General features: G+C 64.7%; 21 protein-coding genes. 15 read left to right on the forward strand and 6 right to left on the reverse strand.

Annotation, left to right across the window (positions count from 1 at the left end):
• Positions 1–139: 139 nt before the first annotated feature.
• The gene (locus tag J2W68_RS10010; RefSeq protein WP_310235280.1) at positions 140–826 is read right to left on the reverse strand and encodes a CPBP family intramembrane glutamic endopeptidase; all 687 of its coding nucleotides are present in this window, start codon (positions 824–826) and stop codon (positions 140–142) included.
• A gap of 211 nt (positions 827–1,037) precedes the next feature.
• Between J2W68_RS10010 and J2W68_RS10015 the strand changes: the two genes are divergently transcribed.
• Positions 1,038–2,048: a L,D-transpeptidase gene (locus J2W68_RS10015; RefSeq protein ID WP_310235282.1), complete on the forward strand. Its 1,011-nt coding sequence runs from the start codon at positions 1,038–1,040 to the stop codon at positions 2,046–2,048.
• 119 nt (positions 2,049–2,167) lie between these two features.
• On the forward strand, positions 2,168–2,683 hold the full coding sequence (locus J2W68_RS10020; protein WP_310235285.1) for a hypothetical protein: 516 nt from the start codon (positions 2,168–2,170) through the stop codon (positions 2,681–2,683).
• A gap of 315 nt (positions 2,684–2,998) precedes the next feature.
• On the opposite strand, the gene J2W68_RS10025 is transcribed toward J2W68_RS10020, so the two are convergent.
• A complete protein-coding gene (locus tag J2W68_RS10025; protein ID WP_430539711.1) occupies positions 2,999–4,402 on the reverse strand; it encodes a serine hydrolase domain-containing protein in 1,404 nt (467 codons plus the stop codon).
• Between the two features lie 754 nt (positions 4,403–5,156).
• Here J2W68_RS10025 and J2W68_RS10030 point away from each other — a divergent pair.
• Positions 5,157–6,152 (forward strand): hypothetical protein, encoded by a 996-nt coding sequence (locus tag J2W68_RS10030; RefSeq protein WP_310235291.1) that lies wholly within the window; start codon positions 5,157–5,159, stop codon positions 6,150–6,152.
• A gap of 249 nt (positions 6,153–6,401) precedes the next feature.
• On the opposite strand, the gene J2W68_RS10035 is transcribed toward J2W68_RS10030, so the two are convergent.
• The gene (locus J2W68_RS10035) at positions 6,402–7,424 is read right to left on the reverse strand and encodes an SDR family oxidoreductase (protein ID WP_310235293.1); all 1,023 of its coding nucleotides are present in this window, start codon (positions 7,422–7,424) and stop codon (positions 6,402–6,404) included.
• A 133-nt stretch (positions 7,425–7,557) separates the two neighbouring features.
• Between J2W68_RS10035 and J2W68_RS10040 the strand changes: the two genes are divergently transcribed.
• Together J2W68_RS10040 and J2W68_RS10045 are read left to right on the forward strand one after the other, a co-directional pair.
• A complete protein-coding gene (locus J2W68_RS10040; RefSeq protein WP_310235296.1) occupies positions 7,558–7,917 on the forward strand; it encodes a helix-turn-helix transcriptional regulator in 360 nt (119 codons plus the stop codon).
• A complete protein-coding gene (locus J2W68_RS10045) occupies positions 7,914–9,212 on the forward strand; it encodes a type II toxin-antitoxin system HipA family toxin (protein ID WP_310235299.1) in 1,299 nt (432 codons plus the stop codon). The genes J2W68_RS10040 and J2W68_RS10045 overlap by 4 nt, the downstream gene beginning before the upstream one ends.
• 153 nt (positions 9,213–9,365) lie before the next feature.
• On the opposite strand, the gene J2W68_RS10050 is transcribed toward J2W68_RS10045, so the two are convergent.
• Positions 9,366–10,373, reverse strand: a complete 1,008-nt coding sequence (locus J2W68_RS10050) for a helix-turn-helix transcriptional regulator (protein WP_310235302.1) — start codon at positions 10,371–10,373, stop codon at positions 9,366–9,368.
• A 108-nt stretch (positions 10,374–10,481) separates the two neighbouring features.
• Between J2W68_RS10050 and J2W68_RS10055 the strand changes: the two genes are divergently transcribed.
• The 5 genes from J2W68_RS10055 (at position 10,482) to J2W68_RS10075 (ending at position 16,567) form a co-directional block, all read left to right on the forward strand.
• Positions 10,482–10,937, forward strand: coding sequence for a VOC family protein (locus J2W68_RS10055; protein WP_310235303.1), 456 nt, complete (start codon positions 10,482–10,484; stop codon positions 10,935–10,937).
• Positions 10,938–11,087: 150 nt separating this feature from the next.
• On the forward strand, positions 11,088–11,309 hold the full coding sequence (locus tag J2W68_RS10060) for a hypothetical protein (protein WP_310235305.1): 222 nt from the start codon (positions 11,088–11,090) through the stop codon (positions 11,307–11,309).
• Positions 11,310–11,760: 451 nt separating this feature from the next.
• Complete coding sequence (locus J2W68_RS10065) at positions 11,761–13,419, forward strand: sensor domain-containing diguanylate cyclase (protein ID WP_310235308.1); 1,659 nt, start codon at positions 11,761–11,763, stop codon at positions 13,417–13,419.
• Between the two features lie 268 nt (positions 13,420–13,687).
• The gene (locus tag J2W68_RS10070; protein ID WP_310235311.1) at positions 13,688–15,523 is read left to right on the forward strand and encodes a methyl-accepting chemotaxis protein; all 1,836 of its coding nucleotides are present in this window, start codon (positions 13,688–13,690) and stop codon (positions 15,521–15,523) included.
• Between the two features lie 159 nt (positions 15,524–15,682).
• Positions 15,683–16,567: a hypothetical protein gene (locus J2W68_RS10075; protein ID WP_310235314.1), complete on the forward strand. Its 885-nt coding sequence runs from the start codon at positions 15,683–15,685 to the stop codon at positions 16,565–16,567.
• A 79-nt stretch (positions 16,568–16,646) separates the two neighbouring features.
• Here J2W68_RS10075 and J2W68_RS10080 read toward each other — a convergent pair whose 3' ends face one another.
• Entirely contained in the window at positions 16,647–16,931 is a 285-nt protein-coding gene (locus tag J2W68_RS10080) for a hypothetical protein (protein WP_310235316.1), read from the reverse strand.
• Between the two features lie 399 nt (positions 16,932–17,330).
• Between J2W68_RS10080 and J2W68_RS10085 the strand changes: the two genes are divergently transcribed.
• The 3 genes from J2W68_RS10085 to J2W68_RS10095 are packed head-to-tail and all read left to right on the forward strand — an operon-like array spanning position 17,331 to position 19,323.
• On the forward strand, positions 17,331–18,488 hold the full coding sequence (locus tag J2W68_RS10085) for a saccharopine dehydrogenase family protein (RefSeq protein ID WP_310235319.1): 1,158 nt from the start codon (positions 17,331–17,333) through the stop codon (positions 18,486–18,488).
• Positions 18,485–18,850 (forward strand): DoxX-like family protein, encoded by a 366-nt coding sequence (locus J2W68_RS10090; RefSeq protein WP_310235321.1) that lies wholly within the window; start codon positions 18,485–18,487, stop codon positions 18,848–18,850. Before J2W68_RS10085 ends, J2W68_RS10090 begins: the two co-directional genes overlap by 4 nt.
• Complete coding sequence (locus J2W68_RS10095; RefSeq protein ID WP_310149695.1) at positions 18,847–19,323, forward strand: DUF2269 family protein; 477 nt, start codon at positions 18,847–18,849, stop codon at positions 19,321–19,323. The genes J2W68_RS10090 and J2W68_RS10095 overlap by 4 nt, the downstream gene beginning before the upstream one ends.
• A 235-nt stretch (positions 19,324–19,558) precedes the next feature.
• Here J2W68_RS10095 and J2W68_RS10100 read toward each other — a convergent pair whose 3' ends face one another.
• Positions 19,559–20,173 (reverse strand): TetR/AcrR family transcriptional regulator, encoded by a 615-nt coding sequence (locus J2W68_RS10100; protein WP_310235323.1) that lies wholly within the window; start codon positions 20,171–20,173, stop codon positions 19,559–19,561.
• A 131-nt stretch (positions 20,174–20,304) separates the two neighbouring features.
• Between J2W68_RS10100 and J2W68_RS10105 the strand changes: the two genes are divergently transcribed.
• Complete coding sequence (locus J2W68_RS10105) at positions 20,305–21,468, forward strand: isovaleryl-CoA dehydrogenase (protein ID WP_310235325.1); 1,164 nt, start codon at positions 20,305–20,307, stop codon at positions 21,466–21,468.
• Between the two features lie 10 nt (positions 21,469–21,478).
• Entirely contained in the window at positions 21,479–23,086 is a 1,608-nt protein-coding gene (locus tag J2W68_RS10110) for a carboxyl transferase domain-containing protein (protein ID WP_310235328.1), read from the forward strand.
• Positions 23,087–23,108: the final 22 nt, after the last annotated feature.

Here is a 23,108-nt window from a genome sequence, read left to right on the forward strand (position 1 = left end):
GGCATGGCAGCTTGCGACGGCCCCCAAGCCAGCAGCCCGAGCAGGAGCCAAGCCGCCAAGCGCAGACTTGTGCCACGCAGGGAAACTCTTGGCGCGAGCGGGAACTCGCCTGTCGCCGGGCTGCGGTGTGGCGTCGCCTTCATTGCGCGACGGGCCCTCCGATCAGCGCGAATCCAAACAGGCTCCAGTCGTTGAGGACATGCGCACCGGTAGATACCCATAGGTTTCCGGAGATCACGTAAGCGAGCGTCAGCACCAGACGCGCGGTGCCGATGACGAGCAGGCACTGCATCAGGTTCCAATCGTAAGTGGGCAGATGCACCAGAGCGAACGGGATGGCCGACAGCAACCAGGCCCAGGCGACCGACACGCGACGCGTGCACTCTGCGTAGGTGTGCAGCCACCAGAGCAGGGCGAGAAACGGCAGGACCGTGAGTAGCTCCTCGCCCAGCAGTTGCGGCACCATGAGCGCGAACGTCAGGATACGTTCGAACACGCCCGCGGTCGTCAGAGAGTCGAACAACGGATTGGCTGCGGCGTGATGTGTGCTCGTGAACACCAGCGCCATCAGCAGGGTGACGACGAGATTCAACGCCGCGATCGCCAGCATCAGCAGTACGTCGCGGCTCCGGACGCGGTGGAACAGCGCTGTCCAGCCGCGGCCAGCCACAAACGCAAGAGCGCCTAGCGGCATCACGCAGAAGAGCACCGCCGGCATCCCAATCGTCGCCGGGGTGCGTGCTTCGCCCCAAGGCACCATGAGCACCCAGACCGCAACAACCAGACTGCCGAGAACGAGCAGCCATTGTCGCCCCGTCAATGCCACCGGCCGACCGGCGTAGAAAGGAAAGTCAGGCCGATCAGGCGCGCTTGGCGGATGCACTTTCCTTTCCCGCGGAAATCCCGGCTGCATTTAAGCACGCAGCTTGGGCAAGTTGTGCAGGGCGCAGGTAGAGTGCAGAGGGGCGGCGTTCGTCTTGCCAAGGGAAGGACCGCGCGCCCGACGGAAGTGGGCTCACCTGCGAAAGGAGTACGCGATGTTCCGGACCTTGCCTTGTCTGCTGTTTGTGCTGCTGTTGTCCTGCGCCGCGTCAGCGGCGCCGCATTGGGGCGCGCAAACGTCCAGCCCGGCAGGCACGCCGCCTTCCGCATTGCAACCGGGCGAGTGGGTGTGGGGTGGCGACGCGAAGGACATGGGGCCGATGGCGGTGATCGTCAGCCTCACCGAGCAGCGCGCCTACGTCTACCGCAACGGGCTGCTCATCGCCGTGTCCTCGATCAGTAGTGGCAAACCCGGACACGCGACACCTACCGGGGTTTTCACGGTCCTGCAGAAGGACAAGGATCATCACTCCAGTACCTACAACAACGCGCCCATGCCCTATCAGGAGCGCCTGACGTGGGATGGCGTGGCGCTGCATGCGGGCGGATTGCCCGGCTATCCCGAATCGCACGGTTGCGTCCATTTGCCCACGGAATTCGCACGCCTGCTCTTCGACGCCAGCCACTTCGGCATGGTGGTGGTTATCGCAAAGGACGCGACGTCACCCGCTGACCTGGTGCATCCGCTCGTGGCCAGTCCGATTGATCCCTCCACTGGTGCGCCGAGTGGGGCGCTGCTCCTCGGACCGGAGGCACAATATCGATGGGAGCCGGAGAAATCGCCGCAGGGCCCGCTCTCGCTGGTCTTGAGCACGATCGACCGGCGGTTGGTCGTCCTGCGTAATGGCATCGAAATCGGTCGTGCACGGGTCAACTTCCTCGAGGGCGCTCCGCCAGCCGGCACCCATGCCTACCAGGTGGCGAGCATCGCGCCCGGGTCCATGCCGACCTGGCGGCGGATCGGGATCCCCGGCCAGGAGCGTGAGGCGGGCGAGCTGGTGTTGGCGGCGGACATGAAGCGCGTCGGATTGCCGCCCCAGTTCACGGCGCAGGTGTTGCCCCTCCTGCAGCCGGGTGTGGTGCTGCTTTTGACTGATCTGCATCTGCTCGCGGACAGCACGGGGCCAGCGCTCCAGCTGCTGAATGCGGATCCTCCCGCACTTTGAGTGGCGGCAGGACGCTCTTCACGCATCGGTCCCGCGACAGGCGTATGACATCCACTGCCCCGTGCGGGGATGTGCGGTGCGTTGTTTCTTCAGAGTGTCCATAGACAAGGAGATCCCGGATGAGAACGCAACAGACGCTACATCTTTTGACCCTTGGCATTGCGGTCGCAATGCTCTCCCTCTCGGCGCAGGTCGCTGCGCAGATGCCCGCGCAGGCCGACCGCGCCGATTTCGATCTGATCTGCGTCGGCATGGGCGAACATCTGGCCGGCCACAGCACCTACAGCTACGAGTGGGACGACAAGCAGCACAAGTACGTCGACAAAACCGGTATGCAGTACAGCCAGGAACAGTCGCAGGCGACCATGCAGGTCGAGATCCACGGCGGCGAGGGCCGCATACGTCCGCCGCGCAACATGGTGCCGCCGCTGCACTCGAGCGGGAGTGGCGGCGGCTGGTATCCGCTGCGCGATCTCAATGTGTCACCCGATCGCATCCAGGCCTCGTTCCGCCTCAACGGCATGAACGTGCCGACGATCGACATCAACCGCCGCAGCGGCTTCATGACCATGCGCGGGCCGGAGACGTTCGAAGGCAACTGCACGGCCGTAAACCCGGACGAGAACCGGTTCTGAACCGGCAGGCGCCGCGGCGGTCACACGCGCCGCGGCTCCAGTTCCGACTCACGCTACCCACCTTGAATTGTGTGGGGCATTGCGTGATCAATCTTCAGAATTCGGCTTCGCAACTAGAGATCGTTATCTCAAACGACTGACTTGCTGTGGTGGGAGGCCTTACTCTTTCGACGTCTGCTTCTGGCCGAAAGCTGCCGTCGCGACATCGCCGGAGGCGATTAGCTCAGGCTTGGCATCGGCATGCTCTGCAATCCTTGGAACATCAGATGCCTGGCAAAAGTAGAGCCCTGACAGGCGCCATCCGCAAGATGAAAATCACGGCCCACTGGGTTGACGCCGTCTGTAGCGCATCTTTGCTGCACCGTGCTCGACACTCAGGGAACTGACCTCGCCGAGCGCGTTGCGATGAAACTCGACCTGGAGCGCATCGAGATCCGGCAATACGAAGCGGTTCGGTGCCACCGGCTGTAGTGGCGAGACACGATTCCGGCCGGGTACGCCAGCACTGAGCCGACCGTTGGCGATCCGCACTTCGAGCGCCTCGACATCAAAGATGTCAGCTAAGGCCCGGCGGTGGTCCATCGGCACCATCGGATCGGCATCGAATATGCCCGTGTAGTCGACATATGAAGGAGCGCGCATGTCCAGCGCTATAGTCCGAATCGGCGGATTGACACCGACTCCGATTGAGTCGGAGAGCGCGTTGCGAATCTCGGTGGTCAAAGCACCACCGTTCGCACCGTTGGTCAGGATGACGAAGCCATCGCCTGTCTCCAAATAGCCCTCTATCCAAGCGCGGTAGCTGTCGTTGGAACCACCGTGATGAAAGATGCGCCTCTCACCGGCACCATCCAGCCGAGGGCCCAGACCGTGCCAGCTCGGCGACACCTCCGTCATCATCTGGACCGCGAGCGACTTGTGCAGGAACTGGCCATCGCCGCGATAGCTGTCGATCAGTCCCGCGACAAACGCAGCCAGGTCGTTGCCAGTGGTCCACAAGCCCGATGCAGCCTGTTCGGGGAACGACTCCCAGCCGCGTGGAAGGGCTGTTGTCGCACCGTTCTCATCATGCGCCTTGGCCACGTTGGGGGTGCCGGCTGGCAGTGGACTGGCAAAGGTACTGCGATGCATGTCCAGCGGATCGAACACCAGTTCGCGAGCGACGGATTCCAGCGGCTCACCTGTCGCGTTCTCGAGCACCAACTGCTCAACCATGACTCCGCCGCCAGAGTAGTCGCCGCGTTCGCCGGGCGGCCGGATCAGCCTCACAGCTTGGTTTTTGGCTGGGGCTGTGCCTTCCAAGACCTGCACTAATGTCGGCAGGTCCTCCTTGGGGAGGTAGTCGGCGAAGCCATGCACGTTCAGTCCACTGGTGTGCGACATCAACATACGCAGAGTCACCACCGAATCGGCCGCTTCGGTCGACGCGGGTACCTGCCAAGACGAAAGATAGTCGTTGACGTCGCGATCTAGTTCTAAGGTGCCGTTTTCCACCAGACCCAAGGTGGTGGCCGCAGCCACCACCTTACTGACCGAACCCACCGAGAAAAGTGTGTCCGCGTCCACCGCAGCATTGGTCCCAGCTTCTAGAAGGCCGTAGCCCGCGCTGTGTACCACCTTGCCATCGCGGAGGACTGCAATAGCGACGCCGGGTATACGGTGGTGGAGCATGCGTTCCTGCAACGACCACTGCGGCAACGGCTCATCCAATGGAATCACCGTTGGCCGCAATCCGCGGGCAAGTGCTGTTTGAGTGGAGGCGTCAAGCAGTCCGGGGACCGCGTTCGCGGGCGCGGAGCACAGAAGCAGCACGGAGGCGAGCGCACCCGATAGCAAACGGGGGCGCTGATCAAAGTAATGGCTGAGGGTCATAGCTTGGCCTGTTGATCATGTGGAAGCGATGCGGAATCTGCCAGCTTCGCAATAGTGTCTGCTTTCGGCCAGAAGCGGACCGTTCGCCGGTCACATCACGTCATCCCCGTCATTCACGTTGGTACGCGCAGATGGCTTCAGACTTCCGTCGCAGAAGATCAAAGCTCAGCGAACATCTGATCGACGGCGATAGACTGCGCCCGTGGACTTTCGATAGCACAGGGAGAGGTGAGATGAGTCGGCAAAGACTTCTGATGCCCTGCGTTATTGCTGCGGTCTTGGCAGCATTCCCCGTATTGATTTCTGCGCAGGAGCCTAGCTCGGGCCAAGCTTCGATCACTGACACACCTGCCCTAGAGCCAGGCTGCGTAGCAGTTTTGTCTGGGCCTGGTAGCAGTAACTGGGCAATCCGTCCGAGCTCTGTGGACCAAGCTGTCAGAGCCGCCATCAAGGACTGCGGTTCGGATTGTCATGTTGTGTGGTCCGGCTGCACAACGCCACGCATGAGAAGGTGAGCTGTGTCATGGCAAGGCGTACGGACCGTCGCATACACCGAATTCGGGCCGCAGTATTTATCGCCACCGTTGGAATTTTCACTGGCGTGAATGCCGTCGCTGCCGATGACATTCCGGAGGCTGGCATCCAAAGCAATCAAGCCTTCGCGGATCTACTCAACGAGATCTCGAACAGCACAGCGGAGACTCAGCCGCAGTTGATGTATCGCGTTGCGCATCTACCCGAGTCCGAACTCAAGGGTACTGTCGCGCACATCCCCTTGGCGTACTACGAGGTAGATGCCAAGCCCAACCCCATTGGCTTGCAGAACGTTCATTACACCGTTGCCTCCGATCGCGATGGAACGAACCTGAGACTTCGTCGTGTCCAATTCTTTTTCGCCACCGGCGAGAAGGCGGATCGGTCAACATGTGCGCAGTTCGATGACGCGAGGGCTGCACTGGGTCTGGATGCCACAGTGCCAGCGGCTCCGATCCCTGCTGGTATCGAGAGCATCGGATACAACCAGGAAGACCGGCGCATCGGTGAGTACTCGAGCGTGTTCGTCTCCACAGACAGCGCTTCCAAACCGTGCCTACGCTCGGCATGGATCCTGTTCCATGAGCGGTCAGACAAATCTAATATCGCGCACGGGGAGGAAGTGAGCAGTCGCGACTTTGGGTTTCAGGCCGAAGCGCTCAGTGCTTTCACTGGTACCCACGGTGGCAACTACATCACAGGACACGATCTGCTCAGCAGACAGATCTGGACTGCGTTGGGCATTCCCGATGGTCCCGACCGTAGAGCGCATCGCTCCTGGCGCATGGATGGCGGCTATGTATTGAGCATTGGCTGCCGCCAGCATAGTTGCCGTGAAAAAGGGGCTGTGATTGCCGACGCAGAAGGCCGGGTGGTCAGAGCAGCCCTGATCAGCTTCAACTGCAAGGATCGAGACTGCGCATCCAAACAAACACTGACGATCTTCAAGCATCCAGAGGCAATGGGAAGGGATGAGGATCAGGACATGCTGGACGAAGTGCTTCTGATGTGGGCGCAAGAACGTGTGCCCGGCATCCCACTGATAATTGTGGAGTTGGGCTAGTTCCTACTGGAGCGGCCGCATTACCGCGACTATCGATCAGGTAACCGATGTCGGCTTTTGGCCGGGAGCGGACGCATCGTAATGACATCACGCCCTTGGACAATCAAGCTCATCAGGAGCGTCAATGAAGTTTGGCGTTGTAACAACGCGGCAACCTGAGCAATGCGATTGCTCCGTGCAGCCCCAACACCGCGAGGGCAAAGGGTGGGGCCGGCTGGGTCGGCAGTGGCCCGGTAGGGAAGCCGATTCTCAGGTCCGGTTGATCGACACTCCGCCGTCCACTCGCATTGCACTGCCGGTGACGAAGCTTGAGGCATCGGAGGCGAGGAACAGGGCGGCTTCGGCGATCTCGGCCGGGTCGGCGATGCGCTTGAGGGCGTGCATGCCCTCCACGAACGCCCGCGATTCGGGGTCCACGGTGAAATCGTGAGCACCGGGCGTGTCCGTGCCGCCGGGCAACAATGCATTGACACGTACGCCCCGCGAGCCGCCCTCGGCGGCGAGTACCTGAGTCAGGCCGATCACGCCGGCCTTGGCCGCAGCGTAGGCGGCCATGCCAGGCAGGCCGACGGTGTGGCCGACGAAGCTGGACGTGAAGACGATCGAGCCGCGGCCGGCTTCGAACATCGCCGCCATCTGCCGCCGTGCGCCGAGGAACATCGCGGTCAGGTTGGTGTCGATGGCGTCGCGCCAGTCTGCCACCTCCATGTCGACGGTCGGGGCCATCGTGCCGGTGCCCCCGGCGTTGTTGAATGCGATATCGAGGCGGCCGAAGCGTGTCAGCGTGGTGTCGACCAGGGCGTCGTTGTGGGACGACTCGCGCACGTCGCCGGGACAGGCGATCGCCACGCCCCCAGCGCGCTCGATCTCGTCGACCAGCTCCGCAAGCGCATCCGCGCTGCGGGCGCCGACGACCAGTCGCGCGCCCTCGCGCGCGAAAAGCAACGCCGCGCTACGGCCGATGCCCGAACTCGCGCCGGTAATGATCGCCGTCTTGCCGGCGAGCGTCTGTCTTGTCATGCCTGCTACTCCTGTGCTGTGGATGCAGACAGTCTGGGGAAACGTGCAGGCACGATGCTCGCCGGAATCGGCCGTGGCATCCCCGTTCGGGATCCGGTTCTTATCGACTCCGTCCGATCCCCCAGTTGGTGACTCCCGCTGCATCTCCAGGTGCACTTCAAGCCAGGCAGTGGCGACCTTCGCCGATCCGTCCAGCGCGTTTGGGCCTGGCGTGTGGATGGCGTCGTTACGATCCGCTGCGTAAGCGGGCACGTTGGACGCGGTGCTTGCTGAGCTGGATGCCGACTTGCATGCGGACTTCTGGGATCAGCAAGAGTCCATATAAATCGCCTTTAATGACGATTTGTTTGACTTTAGTGCGTTTAGTCGTCATATTCGACGACATATGAACACTCCCGGCCGACATCACGTCCCGTCGCTCGCACAGCTGGGCAGCCAGCTGGCGGCCCTGCGCGTGGCGCGCAACCTCACCCAGGCGGAGCTGGCCGAGCAGGCAGGCGTGTCCAAGCGGACGGTCGAACGCCTGGAAGCTGGGGCGACGGCCACGCAACTGTCCACGTTCCTGCGGGTCTGCGGCGTGCTCGGGCTGGAAGGCCGGCTTGCGCAACTGGTACCCGAACCGGTCGACAGCCCCGTGGCCCAGCTGCGCCAGCAGCGCCGCACACGCCAGCGCGCATCGGGGGCAAGCAAGGACGCGCCGGCACCGAAGGCGAAGCCGGGCAAGGGCTGGAGCTGGGAGGCATGACGATCGCCGAAGTCCAGCTGTGGGGCCGCACGATCGGCGCCGTCTCGGTGCAGGCAGGCGCGACGACGGCCGCGTTCGAATACGTGCCGGAGTTCCTCGGTAGCGGCATCGAGCTTTCGCCGCTGCACATGCCGCTGCAGCCGCGCATCTACACCTTCCCGGAACTCGCGCAGCCCACGTTCCACGGCTTGCCCGGCCTGCTGGCCGACTCCCTGCCGGATCGCTTCGGCAATGCGCTGATCGACCAGTGGCTGGCGATGCAGGGCCGCACGCCGCAGAGCTTCAACGCCGTCGAACGTCTCTGCTACACCGGCGCGCGCGGCATGGGCGCGCTGGAGTTCAAGCCGGTGCAGGGGCCCAAGGCCAGCCGCTCCGACACGCTCGATGTCGCGGCGCTGGTCGGGCTGGCCTCCGACATCCTCACCCATCGCGAAGGTCTCGACGCCAGCCTTGAACGCCCGGCGCGGCAGAAGGCCATGCAGGACATCCTGCGCGTGGGCACCTCGGCCGGCGGCGCGCGCGCCAAAGCGCTGATCGCCTGGAATGCAGAGACCCATGAAGTGCGTTCGGGCCAGGTGCAGGCCGATCCGGGCTTCAGCCACTGGCTGCTCAAGTTCGACGGCGTGGCGGGCAACAAGGACAAGGAACTGCTCGATCCACAGGGCTACGGCGCCATCGAATACGCCTATGCGCTCATGGCGCGGGCGGCCGGCATCGACATGAGCGAATGCCGTCTACTGGAGGAGGGCGGACGCCGCCATTTCATGACGCGCCGCTTCGATCGCCTCGACGACGGCAGCAAGCTGCACATGCAGTCGCTCGGCGCACTGGCGCATTTCGACTACAACCTGCCCGGCGCGTATTCCTACGAACAGGCGTTCCTCGTCATCCGGCAACTGGGCCTGCCCATGGTGGCCATCGAGCAGCAGTTCCGCCGCATGCTGTTCAACGTGGTGGCGCGCAACCAGGACGACCACGTCAAGAACATCGCGTTCCTGATGGACAAGCAGGGCCAGTGGTCATTGGCGCCGGCGTTCGACGTCAGCTACAGCTACAACCCGGGCGGCGACTGGACCGCCACGCACCAGATGCGCGTCAACGGCAAGCGTGATGGCTTCACGCTCGAGGATTTCAAGGCGGCCGCGTTGGCCGCCGGGCTCAAGCGCGGGCGCGAGAAGAAGATGCTGGAGGAGGTGGTGGCTGCCGTGGCGCAGTGGCCCACATTCGCCGGAAGAGCTGGGGTCGAAGACGGGCAGGTCGGGCAGATCAGCGCGGTGCACAGGCTGCGGTTCTGATTTCAGCATCGAAGCTGCTGGACCGGTGATCACCGGCGCCCCGGGACATCGTGCAGCCTCGTGCCCGTGATCCGACGCTGTAAGCCTGACAGCCTCGGCCTTGAACTCCCCGAGGCGTTGCTGTCGCATCGATGATTGCCTGAGCGCTGAGGTTCAGGTGCGGAGGTCCGTTCCAACCGGCCCTGTCTTGCCGGTCTGCGCATAGCGCTCCGCGAGTGCCGCGAAGGCGGCTGTCAGCTCGGGCGGGCCGATGACCTCCATCGCCACCTCGAACCTCCCGAAGCCGGCGGCCAGTGCGCCCCAGGACCACGCGCCCGATTCGAGCGTGCAGCTGTGCTCGTCGATAGCGGTGACCGTTCCGTCGCCGACGAAGGGAAGCACCGCATGCGCCGGCAGATGAAGGCGGACGGTGCCTCGGCATGCCCACGCGTTGACATCCGATCCCTTGAACCGGGCGGAGACGAATGCATCGACGTCGTCGCCGGGCACCGTGCGCGGCATGAACCGGGCACCGAGGGGGACGCGTGGGTGGACGCGGTCCACTCTGAAGAGGCGCCAGTCCTCACGGTCCAGATCCCAGGCGACGAGGTACCACCGGCCGTGCGAGGTGACCAGGTGGTGGGGTTCCACGCGCCGCGGTGGGTGCGGCGCGCCGTCGTCGATGCTGTCACCTGCACGGGGGGCGTAGTCGAAGCGCAGGGTCTGACGGTCGCGGATGACCTGTGCAAGGGTCACCAGCACGTTGAGCGACGCGGTCACGGGAGCAGCCTCACCGGCACGGCCGATGGCCGTGATCTCCAGGGCGTCGAGGCGGTGCCTGAGCGGCGGCGGCATCACCTGCCGGATGGTGGTGAGCGCACGGAGGGCGGCCTCTTCGATTCCCGCGCCGAGGCTCGTGGACGCACGCAGTGCGATGGCCACCGCCACGGCCTGGTCGTCGTCGAAGAGGAGCGGCGGCAACGCATGACCGGCGTCGAGGCGGTATCCGCCCTCGGGGCCCATGGTGGCGTGGATGCGGTAACCCATGGCGCGCAGACGGTCGATGTCCCGGCGCACCGTGCGCTCACTGACGTCGAGGCGAGACGCCAGCTGCGACCCGGGCCAGTCGCGGCGGGTCTGCAGCAGCGACAACACCTTGAGCAGTCGTTCCGTCGTCGTCATGGGTGTTCACTGTAGCGCGGGTCCAGGACAGAACCAGACCTATACGGCTGGGAGACTGATTGCATCGCGCCGCCCAGGCCGATTTCAGACGTCATCCAAGGAGCAACGATGTCCATCCAAACCACTACGCACCTCAATTTCCGTGGCAACGCGCGCCAGGCGCTGGCGTTCTACCAGTCCGTCTTCGGCGGCCATCTGGTCATCAAGACCTACGCAGACTTCGGCATGCCGGCCCACGTACCCGGCGCCGACAAGGTGGTGTTCGGTCTCGTCGCCGCAGAGAACGGTTTCCGTGTGATGGGCTACGACATCCCTGGTCAGACCGCGGGCGGCATCGCCTCCGGCGGTTCGACCCGTCGAGAGAACGGCGTCACGATCACTGACCAGGCGCTCTTCGTCTCGATCAGCGCCGACGACCTCGACGAACTACAGCGCCACTGGAACGCGCTGGCCGTCGATGCGACGGTCGTGGAGCCACTCGCCGCCTCGGCGTGGAGCGCAGGCTTCGGCATGCTCACGGATCGATTCGGCGTGACCTGGACCGTCAGCGTCACCGCTTCCTGACGATCCCCGTCGCGGTGGGGCATTGAGCCCGCGCCGCGGCGAGGCTGTCCCCAGACATGACGCCGGTCCAAGGCCCAAGACGGAGTCTGCGGACGCTCGCGTGGGCCTATAGGCCGACGGCGCGCGAAGGCGCTGATCGCCCGGAATGCAGTGACCAACGAAGTGTGCTCGGGCCAGGTGCAAGCCGATCCGGGTTTCAGCCACTGGCTGCTCGAGTTCGATGGCGTATTCGGCAACAAGGAACTGCTCGACCCGCAAGGCTACGGCGCTATCGAATACGGCTACACGCTGATCGCGCAGCCCCCGGCTTCGCTGGACGCGCCTTCGATCGCGCGCGGCTTCCCGGTTATTCCGTTCCCGCGATCCGAATGATGCGTCTGGCTGTCAGTACGGATGTGCAAGGGCGGGATATAGCCAGTTGCTGATCGGACATGCGGTGAACATCGCCTTGCCGACTCGGCAGACTTTCGGCGTTCGGTGCTGATCGTAGATGCCAAGGACGAAGCTGCGGCGCGCTTGTATGCCAGCTACGGCTTTCGGTGCACATCGTCACCCGCACTGTCGCTCTATCTCCCGATCTCGGCCGCCTGATCAGCCACGCCAGGTTTCCCAATACTGCCCACCTGCTGACAGGGGCCAGGCACATTGCGATTGTTGTTGTGAGGGCGCAGCAGCAACACCAGCCAAACCAATTTCACTTCAAGCGTTTGAGCTGAGCGAGTCCGCGCAGCGCCGGCCGGCGTACAGGTCGCACGGGCTCGATGCGTCGCAGCGGATGCATTGCGCATAGCATGGCGACAGTCCAATCCTTCAGTCGCGTCCCATGTTCAAAGCCAGCCTTCGCAGCCATCTGACCTTGTGGTTCGGCGGACTGTCGCTGCTCACGCTGCTGATCGTGGGTGCCTATGTCGGCCATATCGCCACCGAACAGGTCCGGCAAGCGAGCGGCAACGCGCTGTCCGACGCTGCCAGATCCACCGCGGCGCTGCTGGGCCTGCAGTTGCGGGAACGTCAGCAGGACATCCATCTGCTCAGTCGTGAGTCCCATCTTGTTCGGGGCGAGCTGGATGATCCCGACATCCTGCACTCGATGGAATTGCGCAGCCAGGCGCGCGCCGAGTATGCGTGGATGGGTGTGGTCGATCTCGACGGCCGTGTGCGTCAGGCGGCGCGGGGGCTGCTGCGGAACCAGTCGGTGCAGGCCCGCCCCTGGTTCCAGGCGGGACTGCGCGGCCCCTATACGGCGGATCCGCATGAAGCCGTGTTGCTGGCCAAGATGCTGCCAGCCAATGCCGGCGGCGAACCCTTGCGGTTCATCGATTTCGCCGCGCCGATCGTCGATGGCGACGGTCGGGTCATCGGCGTGCTGGGCGCGCATGCGCACTGGAACTGGGTGACCGGCATTGTGGAATCTGCGGTCGTGCGATCCGGATCGAGCCCTGACATCGAGGTGCTCATCGTCAATGAGGACGGACGGATTCTGTATCCCGAGCGGCTTGCCGGTCAGCAGCAGACCCGCTTGCCGGTGCACGCCGACAGCCGGCCGGGCTGGTCGGTGGATGATGATTATCTGAGTAGCTTCGCACTGGTGCCGCCGCCTCCCGACACGGACCTGTCGTGGTACATCGCGGTGCGCCAGCCATTGGCGAGCGCCCTGCAGCCGGCGCGCGTGCTGCTCTACAAGTTGCTGGCGTTGGGTGCCCTTGGCGCGTGTCTGTTTACCGCCGTGGCGTATTACCTAGCGCGCAATCTCAGCCGGCCGATCGAGCAACTGGCGCGCGCGGCCCAGCAGGTCCAGATCCATCACACCGGCGTGTCGTTCCCGCAGCACCAGCCGGTGCTGGAAATCGCCCAGCTGAGCCAGTCCATGCAGACCATGACCGACTCCCTGCTGGGCAAGGAGCGGGAACTGGAAGATGCGAACGCCTTGCTGGAAGCCACCGTTGCCCAACGCACCGCAGCGCTCACACAGGCCAATGCCGAACTGCTGCAACTCGCCACGCACGACGCACTCACCGGTGTGCATAACCGCGGCCGTCTGGACGAGAAGCTGGTCGAGTGCACTCTGCTTCTCAAGCGCACGCAACAGGGTTTCGCCTTGTTGTTGATCGACGCAGACCACTTCAAATCCATCAACGACACCCATGGGCATGCCACCGGCGATGAGGTGCTCGTGCGACTGGCACAGCTGCTACGGCGCCTGACCCGCGCCACGGACTTCGTGGCGCGCTACGGCGGTGAGGAGTTCGCGGTCGTGGTCCCGCACAGTGAGGGCGAGCAGGGCCCGCAGGTGCTGGCCCAGAAGATCTGCGACGGCATCGCCGCGACGCATTTCGACGTTGTCGGACGCGTCACCGTCAGCATCGGCGTGGCGCTTGCACATGCGTCCGATCCCGACGCGGCCGCACTGATCAGGCGCGCCGACGCGCAGCTCTATCTTGCAAAGCAGTCGGGCAGGAATCGGGTCGCGTTCGCCGAATAGCGGCAAGCGGAATCTCCGCAGTGCATGTGCGTGTGATGCGGCAGGCAACAGTGTTCTTCGTGAAGCGTCGGCGCAATGCGAGCCAAAGCCGGGCGGGGCGGCGACCGTATCGCACTTGTTGGCGGTGATATCGATCGCGAACCTAATGAGTTTGCAGAGTTCCATCCGCAGGTTCGCACGAGGCCTCGAACAAGACCGGCCCTTGAGCTGGGAATGCGGCGGAAGCCTCGATCCGGCACCGGGATGCGTCAGCGCTTGGCATCAAGGAATGCACAACCCGGTCGATAGTGGAAACAAGGGACCCCTTTACATCGAGTGCTGGCGCACACGGAGACGCATGAGACTCAACAACATTGCGAGGTTGTTCGCCGGCAGGGGCACCACAGCCCGAACTGCCCGTGCAGATCTCGCCTTGGCAGAAGCTCGGAGCCTCATTGCCGCCATCGATCGGGCCCAGGCCATCATCGAGTTCGATCTCGACGGCACCATACGCACCGCCAATGCAAATTTTCTCGCGGCGGTGGGCTACAGCCTCGAACAGATCCAGGGCAAGCATCACCGGATCTTCGTCGAAGGCGGATACGCGAATTCGCGCGAGTACGCGCAGTTCTGGCAGGCGCTCCGCAGCGGCGAACTCCAGACCGGGCGCTTCCGCCGGATTTCCAGCACCGGCGAGCCGGTCTGGATCGAGGCGTCCTACAACCCCGTGCTCGATGCCGCCGGGGTGCCCTGCAGGATCGTCAAGTTCGCGACCGATATCACCGCCAAGATGCGCGAGGCGGCTGATTTTGCAGGGCAGATCGCCGCCATCTCCAAGGTACAGGCGGTGATCGAATTCGACCTGCAGGCCCGTGTGCTCTGGGCGAACGAGAACTTCTCGGCCACCACTGGCTACACGCTTGCGGAGATCCAGGGCAAGCACCACTCGATGTTCCTGCATCCCGAAGAGCCGCGCGGGGAGGTCTACCGTGCGTTCTGGGCCAACCTGGCGGCAGGCAACTTCGATGCGGGGCGCTACCGGCGCGTGGGCAAGGACGGCGGCGAGATCTGGATCCAGGCGTCCTACAACCCGATCTTCGATGGCGACGGGCGCCTGTGGAAGGTGGTGAAGTACGCGACCAACATCACCGAAGAAGTCATGCGCGAGCGCGATCTTGCAACGGCCGTCGCCGAGGTCGGCGCGGTGGTGGCGGATGCAGGCAACGGCGATCTGCGCAGGCGCGTCTCACTGACAGGCCGGAGTGGCGCGATCGCCGAGCTGTGCGGCGGCGTCAATGCGCTGGTCGAATCGATGGGACGCATGGTGCGCCATGTGTCGGCCGCTTCGTCGGAAGTGCATGCCGCGGCTACCGAGATCGCGGGGGGCAACGAGAACCTGTCGCTGCGCACCGAAAGTCAGGCGTCATCGCTGGAGGAGACGGCGTCCTCGATGGAAGAAATCGCGGCAACGGTTCGCGCCACGGCGGAGAACGCCAGGCAGAGCACAGCTCTGGCGCAGAACGCGACCCAAGTGGCGGAAGAGGGCAATCAGCTGGTGAGCCAGGTGGTTGGCACGATGCGCGAGATCCAACACAGCGCCGCCCAGATTGCCGAGATCACGTCGGTCATCGAAGGCATCGCCTTCCAGACCAACATCCTGTCGCTCAACGCGGCCGTCGAGGCGGCGCGTGCCGGTGAGGACGGACGCGGCTTCGCAGTCGTGGCGACCGAGATCCGCGCCCTTGCCCAACGCTGCGCAGAGGCGTCGAAGAACATCCGGGGCCTGATCTCCGAGTCGGGCAGGAATGTCGATGCGGGCGCAAAGATCGCGGCCGATGCGGGCGCCACCATTGCGCGAACAGTCGAAAGTATTCGACAGGTCAACCGGTTGATGGCCGACATTGCCGTCGCGGCCGCCGAACAGAGTTCGGGGATCGACCTGGTCAAAGGCGCGATCAACGCGATGGATGAAGCGACGCAGCAGAACGCGGCGCTGGTCGAAGAAGCGATGGCGAGTGCGCGCAGCCTCGAGCACGAAGCCGATGCATTGGTAGATCAGGTGTCGCGTTATCGCGTGCGTGAAACGCCGGACGGGGCAGAGCCCGTGCTCACCTTGGTGGCATGAGGCGTCGGTAATCGACCTCATGCCAACCACTCGTAAAAAACCGCCGATCTCCAGGAATGTGTCCTCGGACCGGGTCCCGAATGCCGAGAAGGCAGAGTTCTTTGAAGTGGTGATGTCTCCCGCCGGCGTCGGCGCGGCGCCCTTGCCGCAATAGGACGGATGGAAACCATGATGGAGCACATGAAGATGTTGGCGATTGCAGTAGCCCTTCTGTCGGTGGCTGCCTGCGGCCCGCGTGATGATGCGCAGGCTGCGGATCCGTCGGATGCGCTTGCCGTACCGGATCCGGCAGTGCCGATCGCTGCGGCCTCGCCGGAGCCGCCATCCGGCGCTGAGATTCTGCGATCGCTCTATGCGCTGGAGAGCGGAGACGGCACCCGTGCGACCGCCGATGACGGCGCGATGGCGACCTATTGGTTCGGGCACGCATTCGAACTGGATGGGCAGCCTTATTTCACCGGCTTTACCTCGTTGACAGCCGAAGCCGAAGGAACCGAGGAAAGCAGCAGCACGATGGAACCCGGCCACGTGGCGATCGGCCAGGTGACGATGGTGCTGGGTGGCGACCCCGCCACCTGGACCACCATCTCCAGGGATGGCTACGTCGGTGAATTCGGCCTGCGCAACCAGGCGGAGACGATCGACGCGTCGAGGCAAGCGACATCTCATACGACTCCAGACGGGCGGCTTGTGCTCGCGATTCCAACGCGGGGGTTCGATCGAGGCGTGGCGTACGCCGCCTATGCCATGTTCGTCTTCAATCCAGAGGGCGTGGAAAACCAGCCGTTTCGCACGTGGACCTACGCTGGCACCCTACCGGCCGGGAGCGACAACGATGCCGCATGTGGCGACGGCGCCGTCCTGACGTGTGCGAGAAGCGTGGGCACACTGACCTTCGAGCCAAGTCCAGATGGCGGGCTGCCGCGGTTGCGCGTTGCATTTTCGGGCGAAACGGTGTCAGGTCCGGGCGAGGTCAGACCGCTTGGCCCAGCCGATGCAGGCGTTTTCGCATATGACGATGCGGCAGGGCGATACGTGCAGTAGAGCTGGGGCCGGCGAAACCTTTTCGCTCATGCTCACAAACACAAGATCTGCAACTGCGGCCCGACTGCGAAGTCAGGCGTCAGGGATAGACCTGCGTTTCACCGTCGGTATGCGCGACGATCACGCGTGCGCCGTTGTAGGGAAGGTGCACCTCGGCCTGCCAGCTGTTATCCAGCGCGATGACCGACTTCGCCATCGGCGCGCATGTGGCACCCACCGCACATTTCGTGATGACCACACGAAGCGCATCGCCGACGCGCTCAAAGTCGACGCCGCCAGAGTAATAGAGGCTTTCGGGCCGCACCCGGTAGCGGAGTGCGATCTCGCCATCGGAAAGTCTCTGGACGCTGATCGGCTCCACCATTGACTGCGAATAGACAGGGCTCGATATCGAGCCTGCGCATGCGGACAGACCCGTGAGCAGGAGCAATGCGAGTGCAGTGCATGGCACCCGCCATCGAAGGTTCAACTTCAGGCTCACAGCGCACCATTCGCCGCCATCCAAGAGAAATCGACGATAGCAAGTTTCGGCCACGCTCGAATGGAAAAGGCCGCGCCCACCGCTCTGAGCTAGGAGGCGCGCCGCTGCTCATGCTCGGGCCAAGTCGTGCCACGGCGCGTAGTCCGTCTCGCATCATGGAATCGCGCAGTGCAGGCAAGGTGCGTTGCGTCCCTGGCCGCGCAAACGTCATCCGATTCGAGACGCATCGGCGCGCCTGCATCGGCGATACTGACCGCGGCAATGCAAGGATCTCTGATCACAATGAAGGTGCTCGTCCTCGGCGGTTACGGCAACTTCGGTGCCCGCATCTGCCGGGCGCTCGCGGCCGATGCTGCAATCGATCTGGTCGTCGCAGGGCGCGACGGCGCGCGGGCGCGCCATCTCGCCGACGCGCTTGGCGACTCTGCCAGTAGCCTCGCGATCGATTGCGCGGCGCCCGACTTCGTGCAGGCGCTGGCCGCGCACGGCATCGGACTGGTGATCCACACCGCAGGCCCATTCCAGGCGCAATCGTATGCGGTGGCGGAGGCTGCGGCCCGCGCTGGTGCGCACTACATCGACCTCGCCGATGGACGCCGATTCGTCTGCGACTTTCCGTCCGCGCTGCAGCACGAATTCCAGCAGGCTGGGCGCGTGGGCATCAGCGGGGCAAGCACCGTGCCCGCCTTGTCGTCAGCCGTGGTCGAGCACCTGTCTGCCGGCTGGCAGCGCCTGCATGCGATCGACATCTGCATCGCGCCTGCTCAGACCGCGCCACGCGGCAAGGCGACGCTGGCGGCGGTGCTGAGTTACTGCGGCAAGCCGATCGATGTCTGGCAAGACGGAGGCTGGACCCAGGGACTCGGCTGGGCAGCACCCGAACGCGTGACGTTCCAACGGCTGAAGCCGCGGGTCGGCGCGCTGTGCGACATTCCGGACCTGGAACTTTTTCCCGTGCGCTATGACGTGCGCGACCGCGTGATGTTCCGCGCCGCGCTCGAAGTGACCGCGACGCAGCACGTCTTCGCTGCGCTGGCTGCTCTGCGTGCCAAGGGTTTGCTGAAGCGACCGGAGCGGCTGGCGGGGCTGCTGGATCGCGTCAGTGTCCTGGCGGATCCGCTGGGCACGCGACTCGGCGGCATGGTGGTGCGCATCGAAGGCCTGAGTGCCGGCGGGCGCACTGCGCAGCGTGCCTGGCACATCGCCGCCGACCACGATCATGGCCCCGAGATCCCCTGCATGGCGGCGATTCTGCTGGCAAGACAACTCGCATCGGGCGCAGACATTCCCTCGGGCGCGCATACGGCCGCAGGCCTGCTGCAGCTCGAGGCGTTCGCACCTGAGTTCGCGAGGTGGGGCATGGTCACCGATGTGGTTGACGGCGCGGTGGACGCCGGGGATGTGCATCTGCCCGTGGACACTGGCTCACGCGTGTCATGAGCAAGTCCGACTTGACTCTGTTGCGCCTGAGCGTGGTCTTCGTGTGGTTGGCCACCGCAGCCGCCAGCGTTCTGGAATTCAATGGACAGAGCACCGCGCTGCTGATGGCGGCCGGCATCGAGGATCCGCAATTCGTCAGCTTTCTGATCATTGCGGGCGCGGGCGCAGACCTCGTGATCGGCATCGCGATGGCACGCTGGCCATCACGCCGCGTCTTTTCGATCGCGCTGGGCCTGATGCTCGTGATGACCGTCGTGGCCAGCGTGCTGGATCCATCGCTGTGGCTGCATCCGCTCGGCCCGCTGACGAAGAACCTGCCAATCGCCGCAGCGCTGTGGATTCTGATCAGGAGATCGACATGACGACCTACCTCGTCATCAAGTGGATCCACGTGCTCTCGAGCGTCGTGCTCGTTGGTACCGGGTTCGGCACCGCGTTCTACATGTTCTTCGCCAACCGCAGCGGCAGCCTGGATGCGCAGGCCGTCGTCTCCCGGCTGGTGGTCCGCGCTGACTGGTGGTTCACCACGCCCGCGGTGTTGATCCAGCCCGCCAGTGGGCTGTACCTGGTGCATTGGGCAGGCTGGCCCCTGACGACGCCGTGGCTGATGCTGTCGATCATTCTGTTCGTCGTGACCGGCGCCTTCTGGTTGCCTGTGGTCTGGCTGCAGCTGCGCATGGCCGCCATGGCCGCGGCATCCAGGCGTGATCGGAGCGAACTTCCTGCCGCGTACTGGCGCTACGCCCGCTGGTGGGAAGCACTTGGCTATCCCGCCTTCGTCGCGATGCTGGTGGTTTTCTATCTAATGGTCGCCAAGCCGGTGCTATGGGCGTAACGCCCGATGTCGGGTTCGCGGGTCCGCGTCGCGCTGCGTAAACGCAGGCAACGGTACGCCCGGTTTCAATCCGCGGGCCAGCGGGCGCGCAATGATGGGTGACAGGCATGGCTCGGCGCCTTGAAGCCGTCTGGCAGCGTGAAGCCGTACCGGAGGTCAAGGCGCTTGCGGAGGATTTCAGCGGTGCGTCGTGAAGCGCGTCAACGACCGGACCGTTCGGTGCCAGCGGGAAGGCTCAGCCCACCGAGCCCGCCGCCCGCAAACACACCTCCCGAATCGATTCCACCAGCTGCGCCGGTCCCGCCGTCTTCTCTCTGAGGATCGGCGCCACCGGCCCGACCAGCGCTTCGGTGAACGCGCCGACGATGCACGCAGCAGTGACGTCGGCGTCCTGGGCGGGAAATTCCTTGCGTTCGATGCCGGCCAGCAGGATGTCGCGGAAGACTTCGCCGAAGCGACGGCGGCCGCGGATACGTTCGGCGTCCACTTCCGGGTCCACGGGCTCGGCGATGAAGGCGTAGGCCAGGGCAGGGCCGGCGAGGGCGCGGCGCACGAAGGCTTCGATGGCGGCGCCCAGCTGGTCGCGGGCATCGGTGTGGGCAGCGGCTGCACCGCGCAGGATCACGATCTCGGCGTCGATGGCGACGGTCAGCACTTCGACGAACAGTTCCGTCTTGGACGGGAAGTAGCGGTAGATCAGCCCGGTGGATACGCCGGCCTCGGCGGCGACGGCCGCCACCTGGGCCTCGCGGAAGCCGCCCACGGACACCAGCGTGCGCGCGGCCTGCACGATCCGCTCGCGGTTGCGGGTCATCCGCTCTTCCATCAGGTCTGAACGCCGGTAGCTCAAAACGTGATCCTCGGTTCAATTCTTGAATATTAGTTCAATTCTTGCCCGGAACCCGCTAGCCTGTGCCATCAGGACCACCGCGCAGGCGTGCTGCCATGCGGGTCGTCGTCCCCGGGAACCTGGAGTCCAGCATGCGTATTCCGTCCATCGATTTCCAACTCGGCGAAGAGATCGAGATGATCCGCGAGTCTGTGCAGGACTTCGCCGCGCAGGAGATCGCGCCTCTCGCCACGCGTGCCGACGAAGACAACCAGTTCCCGCACGCGCTGTGGACCAAGCTCGGCGCGCAGGGCCTGCTGGGCATCACCGTCGAGGAGCAGTACGGGGGCACGGGCCTCGGCTATCTGGCCCACGTGGTCGCGATGGAAGAGATCTCGCGCGCCTCGGGCGGCATCGGCCTGTCCTACGGCGCGCACTCGAACCTCTGCCTCAACCAGCTGCGCAAGAACGCCAGCGAGGCGCAGAAGCAGCACTACCTGCCGAAGCTCTGCAGCGGCGAGCACGTGGGCGCGCTGGCGATGAGCGAGCCGGGCGCAGGTTCGGACGTGGTGGGCATGAAGCTGCGCGCCGAACTGCGCGGCGATCGTTACGTGCTCAACGGCAACAAGATGTGGATCACCAACGGACCGACCGCCGACGTGCTGGTGGTCTACGCCAAGACCGATCCCGACGCCGGCCCGAAGGGCATCACCACCTTCATCATTGAGAAGGGCTTCAAGGGTTTCTCGACTGCGCAGAAGCTCGACAAGCTGGGCATGCGTTCGTCGGATACCTGCGAGCTGGTGTTCGAGGATTGCGAAGTGCCGGTCGAGAACGTGCTCGGCGAGGTCGGCGGCGGGGTCAAGGTGCTGATGTCCGGCCTCGATTACGAGCGCCTGGTGCTGGCGGGCGGTCCGCTGGGCCTGATGGCCGCGGGCCTGGATACGGTGCTGCCGTATGTGCACGAGCGCCACCAGTTCGGCGAGGCGATCGGCAACTTCCAGCTGATGCAGGGCAAGATCGCCGACATGTACGTTGCCTACAACGCCTGCCGCGCCTATGTGTACGCGGTGGCGAAGGCGGCCGACGCCGGCAAGATCACCCGCCAGGATGCGGCCGGCGTGATCCTCTACGCCGCCGAGAAGGCCACATGGCTGGCCGGTGAGGCGATCCAGGCGCTGGGCGGCAACGGCTACATCAACGAGTACCCGGCGGGCCGGCTGTGGCGCGACGCCAAGCTCTACGAGATCGGCGCGGGCACGTCGGAGATCCGGCGCATGCTGATCGGCCGCGAACTGTTCCGCCAGACCAGCTGAAGGGGCACCGATGGCCATCCTGCAGAGCCGGATCGATCCGGCCGGTGAGAGTTTCCAGACCAATGCCGCTGCGATGCAAACGGCGCTGGATGATCTGCGCGCCACCCACGCGCGCATCGCCCAGGGCGGCAGCGAGGCCGCGCGCGAGAAGCACCGCAAGCGCGGCAAGCTGCTGGTGCGCGATCGCATCGATGCCCTGATCGATCCCGGCGCGCCGTTCCTCGAGGTCGCGCCGATGGCAGCGCACGGCATGTATGGCGGCGAGGTGCCCAGCGCGGGTGTCGTCGCGGGCATCGGCCTGGTCAGCGGCGTGGAATGCATGATCGTCGCCAACGATGCGACGGTGAAGGGCGGTACGTATTACCCGATCACGGTAAAGAAGCATCTGCGGGCGCAGGAGATCGCGCAGCAGAACCGTCTGCCGTGCATCTATCTGGTCGACTCCGGCGGCGCCTTCCTGCCGATGCAGGACGAGGTGTTCCCGGACCGCGACCATTTCGGCCGGATCTTCTACAACCAGGCCAATCTCTCCGCGCAGGGCATTCCGCAGATCGCCTGCGTGATGGGCTCGTGCACCGCCGGCGGCGCCTACGTGCCGGCGATGAGCGACGAGACGGTGATCGTCAAGGAGCAGGGCACGATCTTCCTCGGCGGTCCGCCGCTGGTGAAGGCCGCGACCGGCGAGGAAGTGGACGCCGAATCGCTCGGCGGCGCCGACGTGCATACGCGCATCTCGGGCGTGGCCGATCATTTCGCCGAAGACGATCTCGATGCGCTGGCGCGCGTGCGCGACATCGTGGCCTCGCTCAACTGGCGCAAGCAGGGCGAGCTGCTGACGCAGCCGTCGGAAGAGCCGCTGTATCCGGCCGAAGAACTCTACGGCGTGATCCCGGCCGATACCCGCAAGCCCTACGACGTGCGCGAAGTGATCGCGCGGCTGGTCGATGGCTCGCGCTTCGACGAATTCAAGGCGCGCTACGGCACCACGCTGGTCACCGGCTTCGCGCATCTGCATGGCTTTCCGATCGGCATCGTCGCCAATAACGGCATCCTGTTTTCCGAGAGCGCGCTCAAGGGCGCGCACTTCGTCGAGCTGTGCGCCAAGCGCGGCATTCCGCTGCTGTTCCTGCAGAACATCACCGGCTTCATGGTCGGCAAGAAGTACGAGAACGGCGGTATCGCGCGTGATGGCGCCAAGCTGGTCACCGCGGTCGCCTGCGCGAAGGTACCGAAGTTCACCGTCGTCATCGGCGGCAGTTTCGGCGCCGGCAATTACGGCATGAACGGTCGTGCGTACTCGCCGCGTTTCCTGTGGATGTGGCCCAACGCCCGCATCGGCGTGATGGGCGGCGAACAGGCGGCCGGCGTGCTGGCCACCGTGCGTCGCGACGGCATCGAGGCCAAGGGCGGTACGTGGTCTGCAGAGGACGAAGACGCGTTCAAGGCACCGATCCGCGAGCAGTTCGAGCAGCAGGGCCATCCGTACTACGCCAGTGCGCGGCTGTGGGACGACGGCATCATCGATCCGGCCAAGACCCGTCGCGCATTGGGGCTGGCCCTGTCGGCGGCATTGAACGCACCGAACGAAGAAACGAAGTTCGGCATCTTCCGGATGTGACCGGGCGCGACGAGGACAACGC

Source organism: Luteimonas terrae (genome assembly GCF_031457535.1).
Classification (GTDB): Bacteria; Pseudomonadota; Gammaproteobacteria; order Xanthomonadales; family Xanthomonadaceae; genus Luteimonas; species Luteimonas terrae_A.